27 protein-coding genes and 1 other RNA gene are annotated in these 25,578 nt (G+C 67.2%); 13 read left to right on the top strand and 15 right to left on the bottom strand.

The window, feature by feature from the left end:
• Positions 1-32 precede the first annotated feature (32 nt).
• From smpB to FU260_RS06315, 5 genes are all read left to right on the top strand, one after another.
• Positions 33-554, top strand: a complete 522-nt coding sequence (gene smpB / locus FU260_RS06295; protein WP_147916284.1) for an SsrA-binding protein SmpB — start codon at positions 33-35, stop codon at positions 552-554.
• 86 nt (positions 555-640) lie between these two features.
• Complete coding sequence (locus tag FU260_RS06300; RefSeq protein WP_147916285.1) at positions 641-2,485, top strand: DUF2207 domain-containing protein; 1,845 nt, start codon at positions 641-643, stop codon at positions 2,483-2,485.
• A 105-nt stretch (positions 2,486-2,590) separates the two neighbouring features.
• On the top strand, positions 2,591-3,001 hold the full coding sequence (locus tag FU260_RS06305) for a DoxX family membrane protein (RefSeq protein ID WP_147916286.1): 411 nt from the start codon (positions 2,591-2,593) through the stop codon (positions 2,999-3,001).
• A gap of 115 nt (positions 3,002-3,116) precedes the next feature.
• Positions 3,117-3,488, top strand: a transfer-messenger RNA (tmRNA) gene (ssrA, locus tag FU260_RS06310).
• Between the two features lie 182 nt (positions 3,489-3,670).
• Complete coding sequence (locus FU260_RS06315; protein WP_147916287.1) at positions 3,671-4,048, top strand: ankyrin repeat domain-containing protein; 378 nt, start codon at positions 3,671-3,673, stop codon at positions 4,046-4,048.
• A 114-nt stretch (positions 4,049-4,162) separates the two neighbouring features.
• On the opposite strand, the gene FU260_RS06320 is transcribed toward FU260_RS06315, so the two are convergent.
• The 8 genes from FU260_RS06320 to FU260_RS06355 form a co-directional block, all read right to left on the bottom strand.
• Entirely contained in the window at positions 4,163-5,674 is a 1,512-nt protein-coding gene (locus FU260_RS06320) for a catalase (protein WP_147916288.1), read from the bottom strand.
• Positions 5,675-5,691: 17 nt separating this feature from the next.
• Positions 5,692-6,132, bottom strand: coding sequence for a Fur family transcriptional regulator (locus FU260_RS06325; protein WP_147916289.1), 441 nt, complete (start codon positions 6,130-6,132; stop codon positions 5,692-5,694).
• A 233-nt stretch (positions 6,133-6,365) separates the two neighbouring features.
• A complete protein-coding gene (locus FU260_RS06330; protein WP_147916290.1) occupies positions 6,366-7,736 on the bottom strand; it encodes a dihydroorotase in 1,371 nt (456 codons plus the stop codon).
• A 9-nt stretch (positions 7,737-7,745) separates the two neighbouring features.
• The gene (locus FU260_RS06335) at positions 7,746-9,242 is read right to left on the bottom strand and encodes an aldehyde dehydrogenase (RefSeq protein ID WP_147916291.1); all 1,497 of its coding nucleotides are present in this window, start codon (positions 9,240-9,242) and stop codon (positions 7,746-7,748) included.
• A complete protein-coding gene (locus FU260_RS06340; protein WP_147916292.1) occupies positions 9,239-10,225 on the bottom strand; it encodes an amidohydrolase family protein in 987 nt (328 codons plus the stop codon). Before FU260_RS06340 ends, FU260_RS06335 begins: the two co-directional genes overlap by 4 nt.
• Positions 10,222-10,842 (bottom strand): cysteine hydrolase family protein, encoded by a 621-nt coding sequence (locus FU260_RS06345; protein ID WP_147916293.1) that lies wholly within the window; start codon positions 10,840-10,842, stop codon positions 10,222-10,224. The genes FU260_RS06340 and FU260_RS06345 overlap by 4 nt, the downstream gene beginning before the upstream one ends.
• Positions 10,835-12,085, bottom strand: coding sequence for an alpha/beta hydrolase (locus FU260_RS06350; protein WP_147916294.1), 1,251 nt, complete (start codon positions 12,083-12,085; stop codon positions 10,835-10,837). The genes FU260_RS06345 and FU260_RS06350 overlap by 8 nt, the downstream gene beginning before the upstream one ends.
• Positions 12,086-12,118: 33 nt before the next feature.
• Positions 12,119-13,387: an MFS transporter gene (locus FU260_RS06355; RefSeq protein WP_147916295.1), complete on the bottom strand. Its 1,269-nt coding sequence runs from the start codon at positions 13,385-13,387 to the stop codon at positions 12,119-12,121.
• Positions 13,388-13,652: 265 nt separating this feature from the next.
• Between FU260_RS06355 and FU260_RS06360 the strand changes: the two genes are divergently transcribed.
• The 3 genes from FU260_RS06360 (at position 13,653) to FU260_RS06370 (ending at position 16,415) form a co-directional block, all read left to right on the top strand.
• Complete coding sequence (locus tag FU260_RS06360; protein WP_235912253.1) at positions 13,653-14,600, top strand: asparaginase; 948 nt, start codon at positions 13,653-13,655, stop codon at positions 14,598-14,600.
• A gap of 56 nt (positions 14,601-14,656) precedes the next feature.
• Complete coding sequence (locus FU260_RS06365) at positions 14,657-15,328, top strand: GntR family transcriptional regulator (protein WP_147916297.1); 672 nt, start codon at positions 14,657-14,659, stop codon at positions 15,326-15,328.
• Positions 15,329-15,524: 196 nt separating this feature from the next.
• Positions 15,525-16,415 (top strand): DNA-methyltransferase, encoded by an 891-nt coding sequence (locus FU260_RS06370; protein ID WP_147916298.1) that lies wholly within the window; start codon positions 15,525-15,527, stop codon positions 16,413-16,415.
• A 116-nt stretch (positions 16,416-16,531) separates the two neighbouring features.
• On the opposite strand, the gene FU260_RS06375 is transcribed toward FU260_RS06370, so the two are convergent.
• Genes FU260_RS06375 through FU260_RS23795 form a run of 3 tightly spaced genes read right to left on the bottom strand, consistent with a single transcriptional unit; the run spans position 16,532 to position 19,799 of the window.
• Positions 16,532-17,335, bottom strand: coding sequence for a class I SAM-dependent methyltransferase (locus FU260_RS06375; protein WP_147916299.1), 804 nt, complete (start codon positions 17,333-17,335; stop codon positions 16,532-16,534).
• A 43-nt stretch (positions 17,336-17,378) separates the two neighbouring features.
• Positions 17,379-19,604 carry a LuxR C-terminal-related transcriptional regulator gene (locus FU260_RS06380; protein ID WP_147916300.1) on the bottom strand — a complete coding sequence of 742 codons (2,226 nt, stop codon included), beginning with the start codon at positions 19,602-19,604 and terminating at the stop codon, positions 17,379-17,381.
• A 57-nt stretch (positions 19,605-19,661) separates the two neighbouring features.
• Positions 19,662-19,799 carry a hypothetical protein gene (locus FU260_RS23795; protein WP_210418214.1) on the bottom strand — a complete coding sequence of 46 codons (138 nt, stop codon included), beginning with the start codon at positions 19,797-19,799 and terminating at the stop codon, positions 19,662-19,664.
• Positions 19,800-19,847: 48 nt separating this feature from the next.
• Between FU260_RS23795 and FU260_RS23525 the strand changes: the two genes are divergently transcribed.
• Genes FU260_RS23525 through FU260_RS06400 form a run of 4 tightly spaced genes read left to right on the top strand, consistent with a single transcriptional unit; the run spans position 19,848 to position 22,535 of the window.
• Positions 19,848-20,027, top strand: a complete 180-nt coding sequence (locus tag FU260_RS23525; protein WP_148239369.1) for a hypothetical protein — start codon at positions 19,848-19,850, stop codon at positions 20,025-20,027.
• 60 nt (positions 20,028-20,087) lie between these two features.
• Positions 20,088-20,501 carry a hypothetical protein gene (locus FU260_RS06390; protein ID WP_147916302.1) on the top strand — a complete coding sequence of 138 codons (414 nt, stop codon included), beginning with the start codon at positions 20,088-20,090 and terminating at the stop codon, positions 20,499-20,501.
• Between the two features lie 48 nt (positions 20,502-20,549).
• Positions 20,550-21,233: an ankyrin repeat domain-containing protein gene (locus tag FU260_RS06395; protein WP_147916303.1), complete on the top strand. Its 684-nt coding sequence runs from the start codon at positions 20,550-20,552 to the stop codon at positions 21,231-21,233.
• Positions 21,234-21,272: 39 nt separating this feature from the next.
• Complete coding sequence (locus FU260_RS06400) at positions 21,273-22,535, top strand: PoNe immunity protein domain-containing protein (RefSeq protein ID WP_147916304.1); 1,263 nt, start codon at positions 21,273-21,275, stop codon at positions 22,533-22,535.
• Positions 22,536-22,581: 46 nt separating this feature from the next.
• On the opposite strand, the gene FU260_RS06405 is transcribed toward FU260_RS06400, so the two are convergent.
• The 3 genes from FU260_RS06405 to FU260_RS06415 are packed head-to-tail and all read right to left on the bottom strand — an operon-like array spanning position 22,582 to position 24,241.
• Positions 22,582-23,295: an endonuclease III domain-containing protein gene (locus FU260_RS06405; RefSeq protein ID WP_147916305.1), complete on the bottom strand. Its 714-nt coding sequence runs from the start codon at positions 23,293-23,295 to the stop codon at positions 22,582-22,584.
• Between the two features lie 9 nt (positions 23,296-23,304).
• Positions 23,305-23,685, bottom strand: a complete 381-nt coding sequence (locus tag FU260_RS06410; protein ID WP_147916306.1) for a transcriptional regulator — start codon at positions 23,683-23,685, stop codon at positions 23,305-23,307.
• Positions 23,678-24,241 carry a hypothetical protein gene (locus FU260_RS06415; RefSeq protein ID WP_147916307.1) on the bottom strand — a complete coding sequence of 188 codons (564 nt, stop codon included), beginning with the start codon at positions 24,239-24,241 and terminating at the stop codon, positions 23,678-23,680. The genes FU260_RS06410 and FU260_RS06415 overlap by 8 nt, the downstream gene beginning before the upstream one ends.
• Positions 24,242-24,357: 116 nt before the next feature.
• On the opposite strand from FU260_RS06415, the gene FU260_RS06420 reads away from it, so the two are divergent.
• Positions 24,358-24,564: a hypothetical protein gene (locus FU260_RS06420; RefSeq protein ID WP_147916308.1), complete on the top strand. Its 207-nt coding sequence runs from the start codon at positions 24,358-24,360 to the stop codon at positions 24,562-24,564.
• Positions 24,565-24,794: 230 nt separating this feature from the next.
• On the opposite strand, the gene FU260_RS06425 is transcribed toward FU260_RS06420, so the two are convergent.
• Complete coding sequence (locus FU260_RS06425) at positions 24,795-25,568, bottom strand: ABC transporter ATP-binding protein (RefSeq protein ID WP_147916309.1); 774 nt, start codon at positions 25,566-25,568, stop codon at positions 24,795-24,797.
• Between the last annotated feature and the right edge of the window lie 10 nt (positions 25,569-25,578).

The raw sequence follows: 25,578 nt of genomic DNA on the forward strand, positions 1-25,578 counted from the left end.
GTCAGCAGCAGCGATGAGGAGACGACAGGGCGATGAGTAACGCGGCCAAGGGCGCGAAGAAGAAGAACAAGAAAGACGCTGCCGTTGATCCGCGCGAGGTCAAGACCGTGGTGGCGCGGAACAAGAGGGCACGCCACGATTACCACATCGATGCCACCTACGAGGCCGGTCTGGCACTCACCGGGACCGAGGTGAAGTCGCTGCGCGCCGGCAGAGCGTCCCTGGTGGACGGCTGGGTGAACGTGGACCGCGGTGAGGTGTGGCTGGAGAACGTGCACATCCCCGAGTACACCGAAGGCACCTGGACCAACCACCTGCCGCGGCGTCGGCGCAAGTTGTTGCTGCACCGGGAGCAGATCGCGAAGCTCGCGTCCCAGAGCCGGGAGAAGGGCCACACCGTGGTGCCGCTGGAGCTGTACTTCCGCGGTGGGCGGGCGAAGGTGCAGATTGCGCTGGCCCGAGGCAAGCAGGAGTGGGACAAGCGGCAGGCGCTCCGGGAGAAGCAGGATCTGCGCGAGGCGCAGCGAGCGATGAGCCTGCGCCAGCACCGCTGACGTCCCTCGCACCGCGGAGCAGATCGTGACCAGGATCGTCCGCGCGGGGGAGGTAGAGCAGCCCGTGGGCTCTCTACGATGAGGACATGCAACGGCTGAGAATCCTGGGGAGAACGCTGCTCGCACTGGGTCTGCTGACCGGTGTGGCACTGGTGCTGCAGGTGGCAGGGGCACCGCCGGCGCACGCCGATGCCGACGACTGGGCGATCACCCGCTACGACGTCCAGGCCCAGGCCGATGCCGACGGCACAGTGCAGGTGCAGCTGGACTTCGACTTCGACTTCGGCGACGAGGAGGGCCACGGGCCGTACCTGACCTTCGTCACCCGACAGGAGATCGAGGGCGACCCGGACCACTACCGGGTGCTGGAGTACTCCGATATCACCGCCAACTCACCCAGCGGCGCACCAGCGGACGTGCGCGAGGAGGAGGAAAGCGGCGGGCTGGCCGTCTACATCGGCGACGAGGACGTCGACGTCGAGGGAGTGCAGCACTACCGGGTGAGCTACACCGTGACCGGTATCCCCACCCCCGGGGTGGGCGCGGACGGCACCGACGAGATCTACTGGAACGTCGTCGGCTCCGGCTGGGACGTTCCGCTGCAGAACGTGACGGTCTCCCTCGCTGGTCCGGCAGATGTGCTCGACGTCGCATGCTTCACCGGCGGAGTAGGGAGCGGGCGCAGCTGTGAGCAGCACGCCGCGAGCGGCCCGGTGGCCACCTTCGGCCAGCAGCAGCTGGACGACGGGGAGGGGATGAGCATCGTGGCGGCCTTCCCCCCGGAGACGTTCGCCGGGGTGGAGCCGATCCTGGTGGAGCGGACCACCTGGGGTTCGTTCATGGGCTGGGCCGGCCCGGCGGGCATCGTTGCGGCGCTGATCGCCCTGATCGGCGGGGGTGGGGCGATCTGGCGTGCGCGGACGCGCGGCCGTGACCGTGCCTACCTGGGCCTCACCCCCGGTCTGTTTCCCACCTCACCTGCCGCGGAACAGACTGGTCCGGCACGACGGCGTCCCGTGGCTGTCCAGTTCACCCCACCTGAGGGGGTGCGCCCTGGGGTTGCGGGGACGCTGTTGGACGAAGTGGCCAACACCCATGACGTGACCGCCACGATCGTCGACCTGGCCGTGCGCGGCTACCTCACCATCGTCGAGCGGGAGCCGGAGAAGGACGGCGCCGCCAAGGAGTGGGACCTGCGCCGGTCGACCGACCCCGAGCGGTCGGACTGGACCGGGCTGGCTCCGTTCGAGGAGACGGTGCTGCGGGCGCTGTTCCCGGGGAGTGAGCCGCAGGTGGAGATGAAGACTGCGGGCAAGTCCCTGGCAGAGTCGATGTCCCAGGTCCAGGCAGAGCTCTACGACCGGGTGATGGAGCGCAAGTGGTTCACCGCCTCGCCGCAGCGGGTGCGCCGCCGTTGGGCCAGCTGGGGGGCGGTCGCACTGCTGCTCGGGATCGCACTGACCTTCCTGCTCGGCCTGACCCTCGGCCTCGGCGTCGTGGGCGTGGCGGTCGCGTTGGTGGGCATCGTGGTGATGTTCGCTGCCCTGGCAGCGCCGGCGCGCACGGCCGCGGGCACCGCGGTGCTGGCGCAGACCCTCGGCTTCAAGAAGTACCTGGAGACCGCCGAGGTGAACCAGCTGAAGTTCGAGGAGGAGAACGACATCTTCTCCCGCTATCTGCCGTATGCGATCGCGTTCGGCGCAGCGAAGCACTGGACCACGGTGTTCGCGGACGCAGCGGCCCAGGGATACCCGGTGGCCACCCCCACCTGGTACGTCGGCACGGCAGCGTTCTGGAGCACCGGTGGGTTCGACGGCTTCACCGAGTTCACCAGCGGCGGCGGTCTCACCACCGTGGCGTCCGGGGGGTCCGGCTTCTCCGGCGGTTCCGTCGGCGGGGGAGTGGGCGGTGGTGGAGGCGGCGGCTGGTGAGCCGCTGCTCCGGCTACCGTCAGGGAGCCGACGGCCCAGCGAGCGAGGGCGAGCGCGATGTAGGTAGATTGGACCCGCACCGGACTCGATCACAAGGAGCACATGATGGCTTTCGCCCTGCACCGACTTCCCCTCCGGCTCGTTTCGGGGGCCTTCATCTTGAACTCCGGTTACAGCAAGCTCGGCCTGGACGAGGAGGGCGCCAAGGGGCTGCAGCAGATGGCGGTCAACGCGATCCCGCAGCTGGAGCAGCTCTCCCCGGAGGAGTTCGGCAAGTACCTCGCAGCCGGTGAGATGGCGCTCGGTACTGCGCTGCTCACCCCGATCGTGCCCACCAAGCTCGCCGGCCTCGGCCTGACCGCGTTCGCCAGTGCGCTGGTCTGGGTGTACCTGCGCACCCCGGGCATGACCGAGTCCGACGGTGTGCGTCCCAGCCAGCAGGGCACCGCGATGGCCAAGGACATCTTCCTGCTCGGCATCGGGCTGGCCCTCCTGCTGGACAAGAAGAAGAGGTGAGCCGGCTGGCCGAGGAGGCTGCGCCGTCGGGGGAGGAAATAAACGTGGGCTCCCTGCGGTTGGACCCGGTAGAATGACAGTTGCCGGGCTCGCCCGGTGATTGACAACTCAACAGGGGGGTGATCGGTTTCGACGACGGTCGTCGTTCCAGGAGAAGCGGGTCGAGGATGCAAGGTCATCTCGTCAACGCTCCTTGCAAACCAATAGGTGCCGATTCCAAGCGCACCGACTTCGCCCTCGCCGCCTGAGCGAGCGCAGAAGTCCGTCAGCCCGGGGTAGCTCTCGACCCGGTTCCTGGCGTCATCCAGAGAGCCACTGCGCGTAGTCCGGGTCACTTGGGCTGCGTGAACACCTAAGAGGTGACTGAGCCCGTCAGCGACTTGTTCGCGTGATCGCTGGGGCTGAGAAACTCTGCTAGCGGACTGCACCCGGAGAAGCCCTGGTTCCACTCCGTCGGACGCGGGTTCGATTCCCGCCACCTCCACAGCGTGATGTCGCAGGACATCGGAATGGCCCGAACCCACGATCGTGGGCTCGGGCCATTCGTCGTCTGGGCTGTTGCGGCTGGTAGTCGTGATCTGGGTGGATGACCAGATCGCGCAGGATCTCGACGGTGGTGGCGTTGACATCACCAGCGAGAACAGCAGAACCAGTGCGTACCATGAGTCGATGGAGCCGTTGTCCGAGGAGCAGACCGTCAAGATCGTGGCGATGGCGATGGACCTCGCGCGGGAGGGGCGCACGGCAGAGTTGCTGGAGTTCGTCGACCATGGACTGCCGGTCGACTCCCAGGACGGGGAGGGCAACACTGCGCTGATGCTGGCTGCCTATCGTGGGCATCCCGAGACGGTGCGTGCCCTCCTCGAGCGTGGAGCCGATGTCGATCTGTGCAACAACCGCGGCCAGTCACCGATCGCGGGTGCGTTGTTCAAGGGCGAGGACGAGGTGGTCACGGTGCTGCTGGCTGCTGGAGCAGACCTCGATGCCGGCACCCCGAGTGCTCGGGCAGCCGCGGAGATGTTCGGGCGGGGGCACCTGCTCGAGTAGTTCGGAGGTGACGGCGCGCCTTGGCGTAGGCCGAGGACGTGGCACACAGGACGGAGCCCGGACGACCACGGTCGTCCGGGCTCCGCTGTTGCGTGGCGCTAGGGCCTGAGGACGTCAGGCGTTGGTAGCGTCGTTGTCCGGGTTGGGCTCGGTGTCGTCGAGCGTGCCGGCGGCAAGAGCGTCGATCGCGCGGCGTACACCGGCACCGTAGGCCGGGTCGGCCTGCGTGGCGTTGGCGATGTGCCGCTCGACCGTTGCCTCGGATGCGCCCTGGATCGCGCGGGCGGTGTTGGCAAACAGACGGCGCTGCTCTTCCGGGCTCATCAGTCGGAAGAGGTTGCCGGGCTGCTCGAAGTAGTTGTCGTCGTCCTCGCGGAAGTTGAACCGGTCCGCATAGCCGCCAACCGCAACGCCTGGCTCCCGGTAGGAAGGGTCAGCCTCGAAGCGGGAGTAGGAGTTGGGTGTGTAGCCGGGCGTCGAGCCCTGGTTGCCGTCCATCCGGCCCTGACCATCGCGGTGGTAGGTGTTGACCATCTTGGCGCCGCGCGGGTAGTTCACCGGGATCTGGTGGTGGTTGACACCCAGGCGGTAGCGGGCGGCATCACCGTAGGAGAACAGCCGTCCCTGCAGCATCTTGTCGGGAGAGAAGCCGATACCGGGCACGACGTTCGCCGGGGTGAAGGCGACCTGCTCGACGTCCTGGAAGTAGTTCTCCGGGTTGCGGTTGAGCTCGAACTCGCCGACCTGGATGAGCGGGAACTCCTGCTGCGACCAGATCTTGGTGAGGTCGAAGGGATTGACCCGGTGAGAGTCGGCCTGTTCCGGTGTCATCACCTGGATGTACATCGTCCACTTGGGGAAGTCGCTCCGCTCGATGGCCTCGTACAGGTCGCGCTGGGCGGACTCGCGGTCCTCGGCGACGACGGCTGCGGCCTCGGCGTCGGTCAGGTTCTTGATGCCCTGCTGAGTCTTGAAGTGCATCATGACATAGACGCGCTCGCCCTCCGCGTTGATCATCGAGTACGCGTGGGAGCTGAAGCCGTGCATGTGCCGGTAGCTGGCCGGGATGCCGCGGTCACCCATGACGTAGGTGACCTGGTGCAGGGCCTCGGGCAGGTTGGTCCAGAAGTCCCAGTTGTTCTCCGCCGAGCGCAGGTTGGTGCGCGGGTCCCGCTTCACAGCGCGGTTGAGGTCTGGGAAGTGGTGGGCGTCCCGGAGGAAGAAGACCGGGGTGTTGTTGCCGACCATGTCCCAGTTTCCCTCTTCGGTGAAGAAGCGAAGGGCGAAGCCGCGGATATCGCGCTCGGCATCGGCCGCACCACGCTCACCGGCAACGGTGGAGAAGCGAGCGAACATCTCGGTCTGTTTGCCGACTTCGGAGAAGATCGCCGCGCGGGAGTGCTGGGTGATGTCATGGGTGACGGTGAAGGTGCCCCAGGCGCCCGACCCCTTGGCGTGCATGCGACGCTCGGGGATGACCTCGCGGTCGAAGTGCGCCAGCTTCTCCAGGAACCAGACGTCCTGCAGCAGCATCGGCCCACGGGGCCCGGCCGTCACGGCATTGTCGTTGTCCCAGACCGGTGCGCCGGCGGCGGTGGTCATGGGCTGGGTGTTGTCGGTAGTCATAGGGGCTCCTCCGTGTGTCAGGACGTTGGTTGGGTCTGGGTAGATTGCGTGGCGCACGATCGGCACGTACCCCAGAAGATGACCTCGGCGGCGTCGATGACGTAGCCGTGGTCATCACTGGCGGTCAGGCACGGGGCATGGCCCACCGTGCAGGCAACGTCGTTGACGTCGCCGCAGGTTCGGCACACGACATGGTGGTGGTTGTCGTCGCGGAGCAGCTCGAAGCGGCCGGGCGAGCCGTCCGGCTCGATCCGACGCAGGATGTGCGCATTGGTGAGCGCGTTCAGGATGTAGTAGACCGACTGGACCGTCACGGTCCCTAACCGTCCACGGACCGCTTCAAGGATCGTCTCGGCCGTCGAGTGGGGGTGAGCCTCGACCTCGGCGAGTACTGCCAGGCGCGGTGCCGTGACCCGAAGGTTGGCATTGCGCAACAGTTCGGCGGGTGCGAAGGACATAGGGACAGTCTAGTCCATTTATGAGCAACTCAATACTATGACTATATCCGCGGGGGTGGCTCACGTGCCTGGACGAAGGGATCAGGGCCTGTGTGTCTTCGCCAGCTCAGAGGCAGCTCGACCCTGCCCAGCAGTGAGTCGGATGCGTGCCGCCGCCACCAGGAAGCGCCGGGTACCTCGGGGTACCCGGCGCTTCTGCATCCGCACGCAGTCGACGAGGTGAGCTCGCGAGGCTACGGCTGCGATCGGCGTCGATCGATAGCCCCCGCTCCGTAGATGAAGCGACCTGTGCGTGGGCTGGTTGGGTCCGCCTTCTCGGCGATGAGGGTGCCTCGCAGGTAGGTCTGCAGCACCGTGCCCTGTACCTCGCGGCCGTCGAACGGCGTCCAGCCCGCCTTGGAATGGACGTCTTCGTTGCGTAGCGTGCGGCGCGCCGCCGGGTCAACCAGCACGAGGTCGGCATCGGCGCCGACACCGATGCGCCCCTTGGCCGGCCAGAGTCCGTACTGCTGGGCCGGCGCCTCGGCGTATACCCGTGCGATGTCCTCGAACGAGAGATCTCCCCGCGCCGCTGCATCGATGAGGATCGCCATGGTGCTGTCCAGGCCCGGCAGCCCGAAGTGGGCGTTCCAGATCCCGCCGTCAGCCTTCTGTTCCAACGTCGAGGGTGCATGGTCGCTGGACATGTGCGTGAGCACCCCGGTTCGGAGCAGCTGCCACATCTCGGTCTCGTCGGTAGAGGTGCGCGAGCGGGCCGGCGGGGTGAACTTGCGCAGCGTGCCCTGCTCGAGAACTTCGTCCTCTCGCAGGAGGAAGTACTGCGGGCAGGCTTCGGCGGCAAGGCGTGCACCGCGGTCACGCTCGGAAGCGACGTACTGCGCCACTTCCTGGTTGCTGACGTGCGCGATCGTGGCTCGCGCTCCGGTGCGGCGCACGAGGAGGGCAGCGACCGCAACGGCCACGAGCTCGGCATCCCGGCTGCGCCAATCGATCAATATCCCGGCATCGTCCCGGCCCTCGGCCTGGAGTACCGTCTCGGCGTCTTCGGTCAGCGACTCGTCCTCGCAGTGCAGCAGACTAACGGCGCCCTCCAAAGCGGTTGCCGCGAGGTGCGTCTTGAGCGCCGCCGCGGTGTGCCCTGGTACACCGTGCGTGGTGCAGGTGAACACTTTGAAGAATGTGATGCCTGCGCGCCACAGGTCCCGGACTGCATCCGCCCGTCCCGGCCATGCGTGGGCAGCGAGTCCGTAATCCACGTGTGAGCGCCCGTCGAGATGGTCGATCTTGCGGTGCAGATCATCGACGGTGCGTACGGGGGCGCCATGGGTGTGCTCGACGATCGAGGTGACGCCCGATGCGGCGGCCGCTCGCGTTCCGGAAGGGAAGTCCTCGCGCTCTGGTGCTCCCGGGTCCATCAGGTGGACATGGGTATCGACACCGCCTGGCAGCACGAGCAGCCCGGAGGCGTCGACAACCCGCTCGGCATGCGGCGTCGAGGTGTCCAGTTGCACGATGCGGCCGTGGCGGACGCCGATGTTCAGTCGCCGCCTGCCCGTCGGCGTGACGACGGTTCCGCCAGCGAGGAGAAGATCGAGCTCAGCCATGACACTCCCTCATGAGTAGCGCACGTCCTCGACGCTGCCGAACCAGTCGAACGGCTCTTCCGAGGTGTTGATGATGATGCTCTGCGGGCGGGTGTACGCCTCGAAGGCCTCAAGCCCGTTCTCCGAGCCGATACCGCTGGCCTTGAAGCCGCCCCAAGGGGACGCGGGGTCGATCCTGTGATGGTCGTTGACCCAGACGATTCCGATGTCCAGGCTCTGGCCCACCCGGATCGAACGTCCCACGTCGTTCGTCCACACCGAGCCGGCCAGACCGAACGGTGAGTCGTTCGCCTGCCGAATTGCATCCTGCTCGGAGTCGAAGGGAGCGACGAGAGAGACCGGGCCGAAGACCTCGTCGTGCCAGAGGTCATGGTCGTGGGCGACGTCGGCAACGATCGTGGGCTCGTAGAACCAGCCCTTCTGCAGGTGTGCGCCGGACGGAATGCGCCCTCCGGCAAGCACTGTGGCTCCCTGCTCGCGAGCCCGATCGACGGCGCCCGCCGTTTTGGAGCGCTGGGCCTCGGATACCAAGGGACCCACCTGGGTGTGCAGATCGAGCGGGTCGCCGAGGCGCAGCTTGCGAGTGCGTTCGACGAGCCTGGCGACGAACGGTTCGTAGATCTGGCGGGCGACGAGGATGCGTGCCCCTTGTACGCAGGTCTGACCGGTCGCGATGAACGCAGCGAACAGTGCCCCCGCGACGGCCTGGTCGATGTCGACGTCGTCGAACACGAGCACTGGTGCTTTCCCACCGAGCTCCGCAGTGACCGGAATGAGCGAACGGCCGGCGCTAGCGGCGATGACCCGGCCGGTCTCGGTGCCGCCGGTGACGTCGAGCTTGGCCAGCCCTGGATGTTCGGTGAGCGCCTTGCCGGTTGTCCGTCCGAGTCCCGGCACGAAATTCACCACACCGGCGGGGACGCCAGCTTCTTCGAGGAGTTTGACGAGGAGCCCGGGAACGACGGGGCCCAGCTCACTGGGTTTGATGACGAGCGAGTTTCCCGCGGCGAGCGAGACACCGACCTTCTTCATCGTGATGAGCAGCGGGTGATTCCATGGCGTGATCAGGCCGACGACACCGAGCGGCACTCTGCGGACGACATTGAGGTGGTCCGCGCCGAAGTCGGGGCTGGTGCCCTGAGCCGTCTGGGCGACAGCACCGAAATACTCGAGCCACTCGGGCAGCCGCTTGAGCTGGGCCCGCATCTCGCGAAGCGTCCGGCCGATCTGCCGCGTCTCCAGCCGGGCGTACTCGTCGATCCGCTCGGCCAGCATCCCCGAGGCCCGGTTCAACACCTTCGCGCGCTCGCGCGCCGGCATGCTGCGCCAGCGACCGTCCTCGAACGCGGCGCGTGCTGCCTCGACGGCCCGGTCAATATCATCGGCAGTGCCGTCGGCGACGTCGTAGAGCGGCTCGCCGGTCGTCGGGTTGACGACGGTGAAGGTCCCGCCGTCACTCGCTGGACGCTCGCGTCCGTCGATGTGCAACAGGACGGACTCGGTCATCGGGGGGCTCCGTTCAGATTGAAGAGTCGTGTGGCGTTCTCCGACGACACGGCGGTGCGGCCGGCGGCATCCGTCACCTGCTCCGGAAACGTCCCGCCGGCCATGTCGAAGGGAATGTCGGTACCGAACATGACCCGGTCGGCGCCGACGCGCTGGATCAGCCAGTCGGTCGACTCGCGGCTGTGGGTCAAGGTGTCGTAGTGGAAGCGGCGAAGATACTCGCTCGGTGGCCGGCGCGGCCTCTTCGCCTCCGGGCGGACGCGGTGTCCGTGGTCGAGTCGGCCGATCTGGAACGGCAGGTGTCCGCCGCCGTGCACGAGCACCACCTTGAGATCGGGGAGCTCGTCGAGGATCCCGGAGAAGATGAGGCGAGAGGCGGCAACCGCGGTCTGCCAGGGGTTGCCCTGCAGGTTCGTCAGGTAGTAGTCATCGAGATCGGGTGAGGAACCGACGTAGTACGGGTGCAGCACCAGAGGAACATCGAGCTCCACGGCCGCCTCGAGCACCGGCCGGAGAGATGGATCGTCGAGCGGCACGCCCTCGACGTGCGGGCCGATCTGCGCCCCGCGCATCCCGAGTGTCGTGACGGTCCGCCGCAACTCCTTCGCCGCGTCGTCCGGGCTTTGCATCGGTAGGTTCGCGAGCCCGAAGAACCGACCACGGCCTTGGTCGACCATCGCAGCGACTGCATCATTGATCGTGCGCGCGGCCGCCGCGGCGCCTTCGACCTCCGTCCAGTAGAGAAAGAGGGGCGGGGCAACGGAGATCACCGAGATGTCGGTCCCGGCGGCGTCCATGCTGGCCAGGCGCGCTTCGACGTCGAAGAACTCTTGGACCAGCGGGTACCGGTAGCCCTGCCGGTGCACAACGACCGGGCTGTCGCCGTTCTCCTCGATGCGAATGCCGTCGGGTGCGGTGCCTTGGCGCATCGCCGCCACGAGATTCGGTGGGATGACGTGTCCGTGGGTGTCGATGACGGTCACAGCGCCTCCAGGATCTCTTCTGCGGTTGCCACCCAGCCGAACGCCTGGCGGATGATGGCTAGTGCCGGCTCGTGCAAGGCCGGGTCCATCGTGTCGACGCAGTCGCTGACCACGATAGGGGCGTAGTCGCGGGCGTTGGCCGCCACAGTGGTCGCGAGCACGCAGCTGTTCGTGTTGACGCCGGTGAGAAGGAGAGTCCCTACCCCGCGAGAACGAAGCACGTGGTCGAGCTCGGTTGCGACGAACGAGTCGTACCGCTTCTTGTGCAGGATGACGATGTCGTGGTCAGGGTCGAGGATCTCGGGCACGACCACGAGGCCGTTACCTGAGACGAGTTGGTGGTTGAGGACGTTGGCCCGGGTGGCATCACCGCCGGCGACCTCGCTCCACCAGGGGTTCGAGGCGATCTCCTCTCGGCTGTGGTAGGCGGTGACCACGTGCACGACGGGTAGCCCGTGGCTGCGTGCGCCGTCGACGAGCACTCGGTTCGCTTCGATGACTCGCGCCGCGGCGTCCGCAGAAAGGGGCATGGTCGCGACTGTGGGGTCCAGATGACCGGGATGCATGTCGATCGTGACGACCGCGGCGTTCGTCAAGGACTTCGGCAGGTTACTCATCAGAGGTGCTCCTCGGCAGTGGTCGTTGTTCGATCTCGCCGGAGGGCATCACGTAGTCGATCCGCTCCTCGACAGGCTTTCCCTCGACGCGCTCGACGAGCCAGTCGGCGGCGTAGTTGATCCAGTTCGGTCCGGAGGCGACGGAGGGCGTCGGCATCGAGAGTGCGTGTCGCCCTTGCTGATACACGAGCATGGCCGCCGGGCTCGCGCAGTCTGCGACCAGGTCGTAGCTGTGCTCGATGGGGGAGAGCTCGTCGGCGTCACCGGCGACGACGAGCCATGGCACGCTCATCTGCGGCATGGCCGGACGCAGGTCGATCTGCTTCACCATCTCGTCGAAGGCGTCCTCGTCGTTCTCCATCGCCGACATCCACATGTACCGGGCCTTGAAGCTCGGTGACGCCGCCTCGAAGATCGTGAAGCATCCGGGCTCGTGGCAGACGAGCCCGACCGCCGCACCGCGCAGGCTGGGCTGGGTTGCCGCGATCTGGGACATCCAGTAGGAGCCGAACGAGAGACCGAGCCCTACGACCTGGTTCTCGTCCACCTCGGGTCGTGAGCGGCACCACTGCATGAGTGCTTCACCGGCATCGACCCACGCTGTGGGGGTGAACGGCACCCCGCGGATCGGTGCCTCACCCTGCCCGGGGCCGTCGAAGGAGAGCACGGCGAAACCCCGTTCCAGGAGCTTGTCACCGTAGAGGCTGACGTTCAGCTCCTTGGCTGCGTCCATTCCGCCGCAGTACAGCACAGTGCGAATCGGTTCACCCGAGTGGCCACGGGGCAGGTGCAGCCAGGCGGGGAGGTACGCATCGCCGAACGGGATCTCCACCCGCTCGACGTGATGGTCCGCGAGACGGGCGTAGGCGGAGTAGGCCTCGTTCTTCAGATCATCGAGACGGACCAGCTCCTGCGTGGTCTCCCAGATCGGCCACTCGGCCGTCGCGTAGAGGAGCGCCGCGTAGAAGTAGCTGTCCCGCGCAGTCTCGAGGTGGCCGGCGGACTCGGCGCTCTCGGCCGTGCGGCGACGATGCTCCGCCCGCTCGGTGAACACCGGGACGATATCCGCAAACTTCGTGATGCGCGCCGTCGCCACGGCGAACTCGCCGATGCCCTCCACTCCCATCGGACGCACGGTGTAGGCGATACGGGGCTGGTCCCACTCAAAACCGTCCGTGCGCAGTACGGAGTCGATCATCCAGCGTTGCTCATGCCAGCGGCGTGGACCTGATGGTCGCGTCATCGTTGCTCCTCCTCGGTTGTCTCTCGTGTTCGGTCAGTGGGGTTTCGCGGTGCGTACACGGCTGAATTGGTCCGACTTCACGAAGAGCAGGACGAGGACGCCGACCAGCGGAAGCACGGTCAGCTGCCAGATGCCGGCGCCACCCCACCCCACGCCGTCGACGAGGCTCGAGAAGATGTACCCGGCGATCGAGGCAGGCACGTAGAAGCAGCTGACGAAGAATCCGGAGGCTCGACCGATCAGCGCCGGACGCACGGCACGCTGTAGTCCGGCGTAGACGCCGACAAAGCAGAAGCCGCTCGCGACAGCGCCCTCGGCGAAGGCGAGGACGTACTGCCAGCCGACGGATGTCGGTCCGTTGAAGATGAGGAAGCCAACGACGGCTCCGATGAGGAGCGCACCAATCAGCACGTTTCGTATGTTGAGCCGGTCCATCAGGTAGCCGGCCGGTAGCCCCATCATCGCGCCGAGGCCGAACATGCTGGCGATCGTGCCCGCGTCGGAGAGGGAGATCTGCAACTCGTCCTGGAGGAACGTGGGGTAGAGCCCGATGAACCCGTACATCGCGATCCCGACGACGACCGCGGTCAGGCCGAGAAGGATGACGTTCCTGTTCAAGAACCGAGCGGGTACATGGTCGGTGTGGCCGACCTCGTCGGAGGCCTCATCGGCGAGTTCGACCTGCTCGGTGAACCGCCTCTTGACGAAGAACGCGATGATCAACACGAACGCGAAGCCAACGGCACCGAAGATATAGAACGGTATCCGCCAGTCCCCGAGATTCGCCGCGAGGTTGGCCCCCACCACGGGGCCGAGGAAACCGCCGAGCCCAAACGCGAAGTTGAGGCTCCCGATGGCGAGAGCGCGGTTCGCGAAGAAGTAGGCGCCGACCGCTGAGAACAAGGCCGCATTCTGCATCGCCTCGCCAACACCTGAGAGCGCGCGGTAGGCGAACATGTCGAAGAACCCGACGCCGAACGCGGTGAGCACGGTGAAGACCGAGTAGATGCCGATGCCGATGAGCATCACCGACTTGCGGGAGAGTCTGTCGAGGAGGAAACCGGTCGGTACGCCGGCCAGTCCGATCCCCAGCGTGAAGATGGTGGCGAGGAGCCCGCCCTGGGCGAGGGTGTAGCCCAGGTCCGCACTGACCTGCGGGAGCAGGACGGGGAAGACCTGGCGATCCATCGCGTTCAGTGTGTACGACAGGCAAACGACAACGAGACTGGTCAGCGCGACTGACCGGGTGAGTCGGGCGAGGTCCGGTTTCGACTCGACCTGAGGGCTGGGGCTCTGACTCATCTGCGCATCACTCCTTCGTGTTCATCATGCTGACCCCGAATCTTCGATCATGCACTCTATAATTTATAAAATGCACTAGGCTCAGGTATAGCGCATCCCCGGGTGGTGTCGTCAAGTGCGGCCGTCGCCGCGGGTCCGCGGACGCGCTTCGCCTGACGACGAGGATTGGAGTTGCATGAGATCGCTCGACAGCCGACTGCCGGAGCCTGATCAGCAGGGGGCCAGACCGACGGTTGCGATCGCCTCGCTGGGCGGCACGATCACGATGACCAGTGCGGACGGCGGCGGCGTCGCGCCGTCGCTGACCGCCGAGGACCTGCTTGCGTCGGTACCCGAGCTGCGCACTGCAGCTGTTCTCACGACCGAGACCATCCGGACCGTTCCAGGGGCATCGCTCAGCCTGACCGACATCCTCGAGGCGCTGCAGTGGGCGAGGAGTGCGGTTGCCGGGGGAGCGTCCGGGGTGGTGATGATCCAGGGCACCGACACCATCGAGGAGACGGCGTACCTGCTCGACCTCTACTGGGGCGAGCAGGCGCCGCTGATCGTGACCGGCGCGATGCGGCCGCCGCAGCTTGTCAGTGCCGATGGACCGGCCAACCTCCTTGCGTCCGTGCGCGTGGCCTGCGCGGAACAAGCGTGTGGCCGTGGCGTGCTGGTCGTGCTGAACGACGAGATCCACGCCGCCAGCAGGGTACGCAAGATGCGGGCCAGCGGTCTCAACGCATTCGAGTCGCCGTCGTTCGGGCCGCTCGGTTACATCGATGAGGGAGTGCCGGTATTTGGGAATACCTTCGCTCGTGTGTCGCTCGATCTGCCAGTACCCACGTGTGCGCCGCGCGTCGCGCTGCTCGAGACCGCGCTCGGTGACGACGGCGAGCTTCTCGACCTGGCTGTGGGTGCAGGTTTCGATGGAGTGGTGCTGAGCGGGTTCGGCGTTGGACATGTCTCATCGACGGTGGCAGCGGCGGTCGAACGGGCGGCGGCGTCCGTTCCCGTTGTGCTCGCGAGCCGCACCGGCAATGGCAGCACCTATCGGCACAGCTACGGCTTCGTCGGCTCCGAGTCGGACCTCATCACCCGCGGGGCGATGATCGCCGGATGGCTGGATGCTCGAAAGGCGCGGATCCTTCTGGCGTGTCTGATCGCGGGTGGCGCAGATGGGCCGCGGATCCGACGCGAACTGGACCAGCGTGGCGGGCTGATGGTCTAGGGCCGCAGCCGCAGTAGCCTAGACCTGCACAGTACGGCGCGCCGGGAAGGTCGTTCATGACGTTCAGTCTCAACTCCAAGCACGGCCGGAGTATGACGACGCACGGTTTCGTCCTTCAGGCGCTTCGCGACGGGATTCTCGATGGTTCGGTCGCTGGCGGAACGCGCCTCATCCAAGCCGATCTCGCGCGCGAACTCGAGGTCAGCATCACTCCGGTTCGCGAAGCGCTGCGCGACCTCGCCACCGAAGGGCTCGTCGTCTTCGACCCGCACCGTGGTTTCCGCGTGCGTACCCTCGACCTTGCCGAGGTTCGTGAGCTCTATGAGCTGCGGATGACCCTCGAGCCGTTGACGGTCCGACGCGTGGCCGAGCGCGTCTCCGACGATCAGCTCGAACGGGCGGAGGACCTGCGTCAGGCGATGGAGCACGCAACGAATGTCTCGGAATGGTCCGAGCTCAACCGGCGATTCCACGCGACCCTGGTCGAGGGGGACGGGGGCAGCAGGCTGGCACAGATCGTCGAAGGGTTGCGGGACAGCGCGTCGGCCTACGTGAGTCTGTCGCTGAGCGCGAGTCCCGAGCGCATCGCGGAGTCGGACCGCGAGCACGCTCAACTGATCGAGCTCTACCGCAGCAAAGACATCGAGGGCGCAGTGGCTCTGACTGTGCAACACCTACACACGACACTGTCCACGATCGAAGAGGCGTACGAGAAGGGTCTGCTGTAGGAACGTGGGGCCCGTTCGCGCACCCGGCGTGTTCTTCCAGCGGCCGCTAGTCTTACCCGAGCGGATCCGCTGCGGGCGCAGCGCCCGCTGCGACGGTAGCGCGCTGGGGCTGACGCGGTCGCACCTCTAGGCCGGGCCCTCGTGCGGCCGAAGCGCCTCCGCAGTCGGATCGACCGTGGTGGCTACGATCGTTGCCATGAGTCTCTGGAGCCCTGACCGTGCGAATCTGGTCGTTCATGCCGACAACGCGCAGGTCCTCGACAGTCTGCCCGACTCTTCGTTCCGGATGATCTACATCGACCCGCCATTCAATACCGGGAAGACGCAAAAGCGGCATTCTTTGACCACCGTGCGTTCAGCGCAGGGGTCGAGGGTCGGGTTCCACGGCCAAAGGTACGAGACGATCAAGGGCAAGGTTCTCGCGTACAACGATGCGTTCGACGACTACTGGTCCTTCCTGGAGCCTCGGTTGGAGGAAGCGTGGCGGCTCCTCGCCGAGGACGGCACGCTCTACCTGCACCTCGACTACCGGGAAAGCCATTATGCCAAAGTGTTGCTTGATGCACTGTTCGGCAGAGAATGCTTCCTCAATGAGATCATCTGGGTCTACGACTACGGTGCCCGCACCACCAGCAAATGGCCGACGAAACATGACACCATCTTGGTCTACGTCAAGGACCCGAAGAAATACTACTTCAACAATGAAGAGGTCGACCGTGAGCCGTATATGGCTCCCGGTCTGGTGACGCCCGAGAAGGCGGCGAAGGGCAAGCTCCCTACCGACGTCTGGTGGCACACGATCGTCTCGCCGACCGGTAAGGAGAAGACCGGATACGCCACCCAGAAGCCGGAGGGTGTGCTTCGCCGCATGGTGCAGGCGAGCAGCCAAGAGGGCGACTGGGTCCTCGACTTCTTCGCCGGCAGCGGCACCCTCGGCGCAGTCGCCAGTCAGCTCGAACGCCGATTTGTCTTGGTGGACAGCAACCCCGAGGCGATCGAGGTGATGAAGAAGCGGCTGATCCCCGGGCCGAACCGCCGCGACGTCGAGTTCGTCTCTCTCCCCAGTGCGGAAACCGTCATCGCGTGATGACTGAGGCGGACGTCCTGGACGTCGCGGCCGACCTGCGGGCCTTCTTCGGCTGAGGCCCCCACCGCCCCAAGGAAGCGCCGCCGGGCCCCCTCGGCGGCGCTTCCCGTCTGTGATCACCTGGGCTTCTGCCCGCGCAGGTAGACCAGCTGGTAGTTCCAGATGCGGAATGTCGGGTCGTGGCAGAGTTCCTGGTAGCGCTGCATCTCCCACTCCTCGGCACCGGCGGCGAGGAGGGCGTCGTGAGCTTGAGTGTTCAACGCGGCGTGCACCAGCAGGCCGGGGCTACCACCGGTAGCGGTCTGTGAGTTTTCCGTCCCGTAGAGGTGCGCCAGACCGGCAGCCACCATCTGGTCGCTGATGCGGTAGCCCCAGGTCAGGTCCATCCCGGCAGCAGGCCCGACCACCTCGTGCGAGAGGTACTGGATCCGTTCCCAGATCGCCACGTCGCGCATGCAGTGGTCGGAGAGCACCCGCAGTGGGCGTGAGGTGGCATCGCCGATCACCAGCCAGCCGCCCGGCGCGAGCGCATCTGCGAGCGTGCTGAGAATCGCCTCCCGATCGGGCAGGTGCAGCAGCGTCAGCCGGGCATGGATCAGGTCGTACGGTCCGGCCTGCGCCCCGACCAGCCCCTCGTTGATATCGGCACCGACCACGGTGATTCCTGGCCCATCGCCCAGCCTGCTGGTGTCGATATCGACAGCCACCACCTCACCGCTGGGCCCCACCTGCTTGGCCAGCCACCGCACCACCGACCCGCCGCCTGCGCCCACGTCGAGGCACCGCTGGCCGGGCTGCAGACCGATCGGGCCGATGATGCTGACGGTGTGGACGTCGAACAGGTGAGCGAGGTGGTCCATATGGTCACCGCCCTGCTCAGAGCCGGTATCGAACAGGTAAGAGTTCTGCGTGTCCGTCATCTGCCCAGCGTGGGCGGTCGACGGCGCAGCGCACCATCCGTAATCACACGGATTCTCCCGTGATCGCCCAGGCAATCACGCCCTGCCGGCTGGACACCGCGAGCTTAGTGCGAATGTGCTCCTGATGGGTCTCCACGGTCCGCCGGGAGATGACCAGCTGCTCGGCGATCTCGGTGTTGGTCAGTCCCTTCCCGGTCAGCATGGCGACCTCGTGCTCGCGCTCGGAGAGTGCAGGCCTGGACCGGTCCGGAAGGCCCAGGGCGGCACTGATCGCCTGCTCGGTCGTCATCGCGGCGCCGGCAGAGCGCAGCTTCTCGGCCACCGGCACCCCCACCTTCCGTTCGGCGTCCTCGACCGCTGCCGTCACGATCGCCGCGACTACCGGTGGGACCGCCGTGCCGTGCCGGGCGAGTGCCTGGGCGGCGCCGGCCAGCCGCAGAACGGCGGGCGTCCGGCCCTCGCTGTGCGCGAGCGAGACCCCGGACCAGAGCCACTCGGAGTCTCCGTCAGCGGCGCCGAGCAGCTGCAGATCGGCGATCGCCCCCGCCAGGTACTTGCGATGTGCGGCCAGGTCGCCGCGCCGTGCTGCCGCATAGGACAGTCCCACCCGGGTACGGCGGGCGATCGCCGGGGCCGGTTCGGCCGAGGCCAACAGCCGCAGAGCTGCCAGGTCTGCCTCTGCCCCTTGGTCGATCTCGTCGAGGGTGAAGTGGGCATAGGCGAGCACTGTGTGTGACCACGCTTCCGCCTGGCGGTCACCGAGGTCGGCAAAGAGTGCGATGCTGCGCTGGCAGCAGGAGACGGCCCGCCGAGAGTCTCCGGCTGCGGCAGCCACCTGAGCGAGGGCGCGCAGGCCACGAGCCTGCCCATCGTCGTCACCGAGAGTGCGCATCAGCTCGACGGCGTCGGCCGACTGGGTGATCGCCTCGCGGTAGCGGCCCTGCCGGTAGCCCAGCTGCGCGAGTGCCAAAAGGGCTTCAGCCCGAGTGCGTGGCGACAGTCCTGGCGCGACCAGCAGGGGCTCGATCCGTTCCCGGGCGGCGTTCACGTGGCCGCGGTGCTCCCAGTAGCCGGCCAGACACGTCACCAGCTGCACGGCCAGATCACCGTGCCCAGCACGAGCCCATGTGACTGCTGCTAGCACATTGCCCTCCACGTCCCGCAACCGCGAGTACTGTCGGTGCCCCGCCACTCCCATCAGCCCAAGGGAGGCGGATCGGGCCACCTCGAGGAAGTGCTGGGCGTGGGCAGCACGGACCTGCTCGCCACGCGTCGTGGCTTCCAGGCGGGCGGCAGCGTACTGCCGAATCGGCTCGAGAAGGCGATAGCGCAGCTCACCGCCGTCAGCCGGCTCGGCGAGCAGCAGCGAGTGGTCCACCAGGCGCGCCAGGTTCGCCACGAGTTTCGGGTGGTCAGCAGCGACGGCGGCCACCGCAGGCAGATCGAACGCCCCGACGAGCACGGAGAGAGCCTCGAACAGACGCTGCTGGGCCGGCGAGAGCTGCTCGCAGCTCCAGCCGATCGTTGCGGTCAGGGTCCAGTGCCCGGCAGCGGTGGGATGCGGGAGCTGTGCGCCGGCGAGCTCAGACGCCAACCGGGCGAGCAGCTCCGGGAGGGAGAGCACGCGCGTTTGCCGGGCGACCAGCTCGATCGCCAGCGGGAGGCCGTCGAGGCGTGCGCAGATCTCGTCGATCACTGCGGCGGTGCCGGCCTCGGGCACCAACGTGGTGACCAGAGCGGCCCGGTCGGTGAAGAGCTGCGCCGCCGCCGATGCATCGAGCGGACCGATGCGGTGGAGCTGTTCCCCCGGCACGGCGAGCGGGACGCGGCTGGTCGCCAGCACCCGCACCCGCGGACAGGTGGTGACGATCCGGCTGACCAGCGTGGCCGCTTCCTCGCGGACGTGTTCGCAGTTGTCCAGCAGGAGCAGGAGGTCGGCATCCCGGAGCGCCTCAAGCACCGCCTCGGTGAGCGTCGCGCCCCGGTCGGTCGGCACCTCCAGTGCCACCGCGATCTCGCTGACCAGATCGGCGGAGTCGGAGACCGCGGCCAGCGGGACGGAGACCACACCGCGCTCGGTGGCGGTCTCCGTGCGGCGTGCGATCTCGACCGCCAGGCGGGTCTTCCCGGCCCCGGGCGGGCCGACCACTGTGACCAGGCGCGCCTCGCCGAGCAGGCGAGCTACGCCGTCGACCTCGGCCTCCCGGCCGACGAAGCTGGTCAGGGTGAGCTGCGACGGGGGCCAGGCGCGCGAGCCGTTCCCGTCCATCTGCCGCTCCTTGCTGTGCCCGACCCCTCGGTGGTCATCGGGTGATCGTACTGACGCCTACCCGTCGGTGTAGAACTGTGTGGTCCGCTCTTCGGCTGCGAGCGCACTCTCGCGGGGAGTGCCGAAGGCGATGTTGGCCTCGCCCCAGGCCGCGCTGGAGACGGCGATGAAGGCCTTCCCCTCCGCCGATGTCACCCACGCTTCCTGGTCCTCGATCGGCCGTTCTGCCGCAGGATCGGCCAGATGCAGCGACAGGCCGAGCAGGCTGAAATCCCAGCCCACCGGATGCCGCGGTCGAGGCGGGATACCGATGACCTGGCGTTCTTCCCCGTCCTCGCCGCCGACTACGAGACCTACGCCGGCCACACCATCGACGGCCTGCGGCTGCGCACCATGGACCAGCTTGCTGCTGAAGAGGCATGACCGGTAGCTCGATAGGGTTTCTGGGGTCGAGATGGAGCGATGGAGAGCGGTGAGTGAGGAATGAGTGAGGACGCGATTGTGCCGTTGATGCGCGCGATCGTGGCGGGCATCGATGAGGAGGCGGTGGGATGGAACGATCCTCTTCCCGAAGACTGGCAGTCGTTCTCGGTCGTGATCGACCTGACCCGCGAAGGCACGTATGCGAATTCTTACGGGTACGCCTACGGGCTCGCTGACGCGTGGATCAAGCCCGTCTCGGTGCCCCCGGCGCTCGTCGATGATCCGCTGAATGCCTTTGTCGCGGAGCGCTACCCCGAGGGGGCGACGCCTCCGGTGAAGATGCTGTTCCAGCTCGAGCTCGCGACGGGCAACTACAACGTTGAGTACGAGGACAGCGACCGCGCGCGCTGGAAGGTCTCTCCGGCGAACTATCAGGCGGTGCAGGCCGAGCTCAAACCGGTTTTCGAAGACTGAGTCTCGATCATTGACCGGGCCGGCGCGCGTCGCAGCTGAAGGAGTGTTGTGCAGGCGATCTTCACCGACATTGTCGACGGCGACGAGGAGAAGGTTCTCGAGCGCATCGAGAAGGATCCCTCTGTCCTCTCCGTCGTAGCCACGGGACGTCCGAAGAAGTACGCGGGGCAGTCACCGCTGCAGGTCGCGGTCCGATCCGGCGCGTTCCGCATCGCCGAATTGCTCTTGTCCCATGGTGCAGACCCGAACTTCGTCGATCGGAGCGCGCCCGGCGGCTGGTCGGCGCCCGTGTTGCACGACGCCATCGCGGCCGCCGTCAAGCGGTCCCGCTGGCTTCGTCCCTCTGCGCCCACCCAGCCCGTTCCGGAATGGCTGCTTGCGAACAGCGCAGAGAGCGCCGATGCGGCCTTCTCCGTGCTGTCGGCCCTGCTCGAGACCGGTGCGCCCGTCGACGCGGTCGATTCCTATGGGAACTCGTCTCTGGCGCGCGCGGCACGTGCTGCGCGCGAGATCCTGCCCCAGCACTGGTACAACGAGCCGGATCGGGTGGACGACAAGCCCTTGAATCCCGAGCTCATCGACGATCTGGCGCGCATCTTCGGCGCGCTGTACTCCCGCGGGGCCGACCCGAGCGCGGTCGATCCACAGCTCGGGCATCGCCTCGACGAGTTCTACGCCGCTGAGCCGGTGGGGCTGTTTCTCACACACCCGGACGCTGCCCCGCCCGACTGATCGCAGTGGCAGCGATCCCTGCACCATAGGGTGCTGCCTATGGTGCACACGATCCGGGACGCCCGAGTCGACCCACAAGAACTCGAGAACAGTCTTCAGCGGCGTGAGCGAAGGGTCGCCAAGGGGCGCCTGCGGGTCCGCGAGCATTCGCGCGCGCGGGAAGCCCGCGATCTGTGCCGCGACGACAGCGCATATCTGAGCCGGCGGTACACCGCAGGGGACCCGCTCAGCGAGCTCGCCGACATGCTCGATGAGTGGGCCGAGGACTTCGTCGCCTCCGTGCGTGTGCGTCAGGACGCTGCCGGTGGCGATCCCGGGTTCCTGGCGGCGTTCGACGATCGGCGGCTTCTCCTGGCGGCGATCGATCTGGTGTTCGTGGCGACCAGCCTGGGCCGGGTCGATATCGCGATGACGGTGCTGACTCATCCTGCGGTGGTTGCTGTGCCTGGTCGCGCTCTCGATGCGCTGGCGGTGATCCACGGCGTCGAGCGACCAGTGAGCGAGAGCGAGGTCTTGGCGGGAAGCTATGACCCCTGGTTGAAGGTCGGGAACGCGGCTCCTGAGCAGCGCCAGGGGCAGTTCGAGGACTTCGTCCGCGGATGGCGCGCGCACGGCGAGGAGGCCCGGTCGCTGGCAGTCGTCAACGAGTTCTTTACTGGTGCGTGGGCGTTTGAGGCGGTGGTGCTGGCGCAGGTGTTCGGCCTCGACGACGAGCCGGTGCGGGAGGTGCCGGAGTATCCGGTGGATCTGGCCGATTATGCGCGGGAGGCGGGTCTGCCTCGGTTGACTGCGGAGACGAGGTTGCCGGGGCCGTGGCAGAAGCCGGTGCCACCGAAGGTACTCGAGCCGGTCAACCCGCGCGAACCTCTGGAGGTGGTGGGGGAGCCGGGGTTGGCGCACCTGGCAGCTGTGCTCTCACCGGTGGGCGGTGACCAGTTGGCGGCTGGGGACGGCGATGTTGTGCTGGATGCCGCGTTCGAGGCTGGCGCTGTGCTGAGCGTGGATGCGCGGGCGATGGATCCGGACGAGGCGGGGGAGCTGGTGCAGATGACGTGCCGGGATCTGGGTCTGCCGGCACCGGGCCGTGTCCCGGGGCGGTTGCCGAAGGATCCCGCGAAGGCGCTGCCGAAGCTCGATGCCTGGCTGGAGACCGTGGGAGTGCGGTTGCTCGGACCGGCCACCGATACCGATGACCTGGTGTTCTTCCCTGTCCTCGCCGCCGACTACGAGACCTTCGCCGGCCACACCATCGACGGCCTGCGGCTGCGCACCATGGACCAGCTCGCCACCGACGAAGCCTGATCCGGCGCGCAGATCCCGCGAATCGCAGGAGCACCGAACGAACCGCTCAGCCGCGGTGTGCCTCCGCAGGCACCACATCCGTAGGCCCGGGCTTGGCCTTCGGCTTCCCACGGCGGGCTCGGGCCTCGGCACCGATCTGCTTCTTGGTGGCCGCGAACGAGCAGATCGGGCAGCCGACCAAATCGTGTCGCTGCGCGGGGCAGAACTCCCGGCCGAAGTAGATGATCTGCAGATGCCGGCGATTCCAGGTCTCCTTGGCGAAGGCGCGCTTGAGATCTGCCTCGACCTTCTCCACCGTGGTGCCGCTGGAAAGGCCCCAGCGCCGGGCGAGGCGGAAGATGTGCGTATCCACGGGGAACGCCGGCACGTCGAAGCCCTGGGCCATCACCACGCTCGCCGTCTTGTGCCCCACACCGGCTAGTCGTTCGAGGAAGTTCCAGTCCGGGAGCACCTCGCCGCCGGCGTCGAGGATCTGCCCGGCGGCGGTCCACACGTTCCGCGCCTTGGTAGGAGCCAGACCGATCTGCCGGATCAGCTCCAGGATCCGCTCCGGGCCGAGGGCGTACATCTGCTCCGGGGTGCTCGCCTCGGCGAAGAGTGCCGGGGTGATCTCGTTGACCTTCTTGTCCGTGGTCTGCGCGGACAGCGCCACCGCCACCAGCAGCGTGTAGACATTGGTGTGATCCAGGGCGATCGGCGGATCCGGGTACAGCTCGTCCAGGATCTGCCCGATCCGCTCCACCTTCTCGGCTCGCTTCACCTGGCCAGCCTACTGGCCGAGCTCGGGGCCTTCACCCATCTGGGAAGCGTCGACGATGAGCTGGAGGGCGCGCACATGCTCTTCGAACGCCTCGCGGCCGATCGCCGTAGCGCGGTACCAGCGAGTGCGCCGCTTTCCGGTGTAGGTCGCCACCGAGGTCACATAGCCCACCTCGCTGAGTGCGGCCAGATGTGCCGACAGGTTGCCATCGCTCAGGCCGAGCGCCTTGGCCAGCGCAGTGAATCGGATGGCGCCATCGGGTTGCAGCCCGTGCAGCGTCGCCTGGATCCGTAACCGGTTCGGATCGGAGAGCGTCGCATTGAACGGGGTGCGCAGGCGTTCGGACAACTCGGCGGAGAGGTCCGCACCGGGGTTGGTCGGCTCAGACATGCCGTGCTCCCCGCACCGTGCGGTACACCCCGACGATCAGCAGAGGCAGTGCCGAGCCGATCCCGAAACAGACTAGCTCTGGGACGAGCGGTTGGACGGCGGAGACGGCGGCCACCACCACCACGATCATGCCCGCCACGGCGAACGGGACATCCGCGGTGGCGACCGCGTACAGGCTCATCGCCATGCCCCACAGCGCGCCCAGGAACAGTGCGATATACACCCATGAGGACGGCTGCGCCGCCGCCACCAGGAACGGGGACGCGACCAGCACCACCACCCAGCCCCAGCGGGTGCGGCCTTCGGCACCGGTGCGGATCGCGTGCCGCATCGGCAGCCAGCTGCAGAGCATTCCGATCACCCAGGCCAGGGCGAGCACGAGGAGGCGCGCCACGCCGTCCAGGAGATCGAGGGCGGTATAGCCGGCGCCGAATGCCACGCCCCAGCCGATCAGCGGTAGCCCGGTGACCAGCGACCGCCCCGCCGTGCGGGTGCGATCGGTGAGCGAGCCGAGCTCGCGGATGAGCTGCTCGGCCTGCGCTGGGTCCTGGGACATGAACACGAGTCTACGAAACGAGGAACTTCCGCACACAGATGTGTACTCTGTGGCACAGAGTTATTACTCTGCAGTACGGAGCATCTAATCCGGATGCGCAGACGAAAGGAAACGTGATGGGGCGCAATTTCAGCAGCGGACTCCTCGCCGGTGTGGTCGCAGCGACGATCTGGATCTCGGTCAGCCTCTGGCAAGGACTGGCCACGGAAACCGTGGGGATGTGGGCTTTGGTATTCCTGGTAGCGACCACGATCATCAGCACGGTCATCGGCGGGATCGTCTCCCGCAGCGCCGGCAGCTCGGTCCAGGCCCAGCGAACCTGACCGCCCATGACAGCGGCCGTGGCCGCTGCCCAGTGACCGAGCGTCGCGCCGGCAACGCCGCGGGCCGCTAGTTCGGGAGTGACTCGCAGGTCCCGGCCGGCTTGCCCGGTGCCGGCCAGCAGCAGACGTCCAGTGGCTCGCGGCCAGCAGTCGCGCCGTCGACTGGCGCTGGAGTGGCAGGGCGAGAGCCGGCCGGCGCTTGCGCTGAAGCGTGAGCGCCGGCCCGCGCTTCAGCGGAAGCGCTGCACTGCCAGCGGTGCTGCTTCGGCGAGCTCACGGATCGCCTCGTGCTCCTGGGCCGCGAGCACGTCGCTGAGCGGGCCGGAAGCGACGAACCGCCCCTCGGCGAGGAAGTGGATGCTCGGGCACATCCGCTCCACCAGCTCCAGGTCGTGCGAGATCACCACGGCCGCGGTGCCGAGCTGAGCGAACAGGTCACCCAGACGGCGCGCCATCAGGCCGCGGGAGGCGGGATCGACGGCCGTGAAGGGTTCGTCCAGCACCAGGATCTGCGGGCGGGTGGCCAGCGCCGTGGCCAACCCCACCCGCTGGCGCTCGCCACCGGAGAGGGTGAGCATCGCGCGGTCGGCGAACCGGTCCGGCAGCGCGACGGCGTCCAGCAGCTCCTCAGTGGTGGTGGCGTGCGTGCGCCCCGCCTTGCGCGCCTCTTTCAGCGCCGTGCGCAGGGAGTTCGTCACGGTCATCCGGGGATCGGTGATCGTCATCGAGTCCTGGGACATGAACCGCACGTCAGCACGGAACACCTTCCCGGGCTTACCGCGCATCCGGTGCACCGGGCGGCCGTCGAAGGTCACCTGCCCGCGGGTGGGGGTGAGTGTGCCGCGCAGCAACCGCGCCAACGTGGTCTTCCCGACCCCGGACGGGCCGACGATCCCTACCGGTGCATCTCCGGCGGTGATGGTCAGATCGATGCCCTGCAGGACCTCGTTCCCTGGGTATCCACCCCGTACGTCGTGGGCCTGAAGAACGGATCCTGCCGCCATGGAGAGCGTG

Source organism: Ruania zhangjianzhongii (genome assembly GCF_008000995.1).
Lineage (GTDB): Bacteria > Actinomycetota > Actinomycetes > Actinomycetales > Beutenbergiaceae > Ruania > Ruania zhangjianzhongii.

Coding starts and splice junctions, on each gene's coding strand:
- FU260_RS23525 (WP_148239369.1), top strand. CDS start 19,848: ATGCAGCGACAGGCCGAGCAGGCTGAAATCCCAGCCCACCGGATGCCG.
- FU260_RS06380 (WP_147916300.1), bottom strand. CDS start 19,604: ATGGACGGGAACGGCTCGCGCGCCTGGCCCCCGTCGCAGCTCACCCTG.
- FU260_RS06355 (WP_147916295.1), bottom strand. CDS start 13,387: ATGAGTCAGAGCCCCAGCCCTCAGGTCGAGTCGAAACCGGACCTCGCC.
- FU260_RS06410 (WP_147916306.1), bottom strand. CDS start 23,685: ATGTCTGAGCCGACCAACCCCGGTGCGGACCTCTCCGCCGAGTTGTCC.
- FU260_RS06320 (WP_147916288.1), bottom strand. CDS start 5,674: ATGACTACCGACAACACCCAGCCCATGACCACCGCCGCCGGCGCACCG.
- FU260_RS06400 (WP_147916304.1), top strand. CDS start 21,273: ATGGTGCACACGATCCGGGACGCCCGAGTCGACCCACAAGAACTCGAG.
- FU260_RS06330 (WP_147916290.1), bottom strand. CDS start 7,736: ATGGCTGAGCTCGATCTTCTCCTCGCTGGCGGAACCGTCGTCACGCCG.
- FU260_RS06415 (WP_147916307.1), bottom strand. CDS start 24,241: ATGTCCCAGGACCCAGCGCAGGCCGAGCAGCTCATCCGCGAGCTCGGC.
- FU260_RS06345 (WP_147916293.1), bottom strand. CDS start 10,842: ATGAGTAACCTGCCGAAGTCCTTGACGAACGCCGCGGTCGTCACGATC.
- smpB (WP_147916284.1), top strand. CDS start 33: ATGAGTAACGCGGCCAAGGGCGCGAAGAAGAAGAACAAGAAAGACGCT.
- FU260_RS06325 (WP_147916289.1), bottom strand. CDS start 6,132: ATGTCCTTCGCACCCGCCGAACTGTTGCGCAATGCCAACCTTCGGGTC.
- FU260_RS06315 (WP_147916287.1), top strand. CDS start 3,671: ATGGAGCCGTTGTCCGAGGAGCAGACCGTCAAGATCGTGGCGATGGCG.
- FU260_RS06335 (WP_147916291.1), bottom strand. CDS start 9,242: ATGACCGAGTCCGTCCTGTTGCACATCGACGGACGCGAGCGTCCAGCG.
- FU260_RS06370 (WP_147916298.1), top strand. CDS start 15,525: ATGAGTCTCTGGAGCCCTGACCGTGCGAATCTGGTCGTTCATGCCGAC.
- FU260_RS06365 (WP_147916297.1), top strand. CDS start 14,657: ATGACGTTCAGTCTCAACTCCAAGCACGGCCGGAGTATGACGACGCAC.
- FU260_RS06425 (WP_147916309.1), bottom strand. CDS start 25,568: ATGGCGGCAGGATCCGTTCTTCAGGCCCACGACGTACGGGGTGGATAC.
- FU260_RS06390 (WP_147916302.1), top strand. CDS start 20,088: ATGAGTGAGGACGCGATTGTGCCGTTGATGCGCGCGATCGTGGCGGGC.
- FU260_RS06360 (WP_235912253.1), top strand. CDS start 13,653: ATGACCAGTGCGGACGGCGGCGGCGTCGCGCCGTCGCTGACCGCCGAG.
- FU260_RS06375 (WP_147916299.1), bottom strand. CDS start 17,335: ATGACGGACACGCAGAACTCTTACCTGTTCGATACCGGCTCTGAGCAG.
- FU260_RS06420 (WP_147916308.1), top strand. CDS start 24,358: ATGGGGCGCAATTTCAGCAGCGGACTCCTCGCCGGTGTGGTCGCAGCG.
- FU260_RS06305 (WP_147916286.1), top strand. CDS start 2,591: ATGGCTTTCGCCCTGCACCGACTTCCCCTCCGGCTCGTTTCGGGGGCC.
- FU260_RS06350 (WP_147916294.1), bottom strand. CDS start 12,085: ATGACGCGACCATCAGGTCCACGCCGCTGGCATGAGCAACGCTGGATG.
- FU260_RS06300 (WP_147916285.1), top strand. CDS start 641: ATGCAACGGCTGAGAATCCTGGGGAGAACGCTGCTCGCACTGGGTCTG.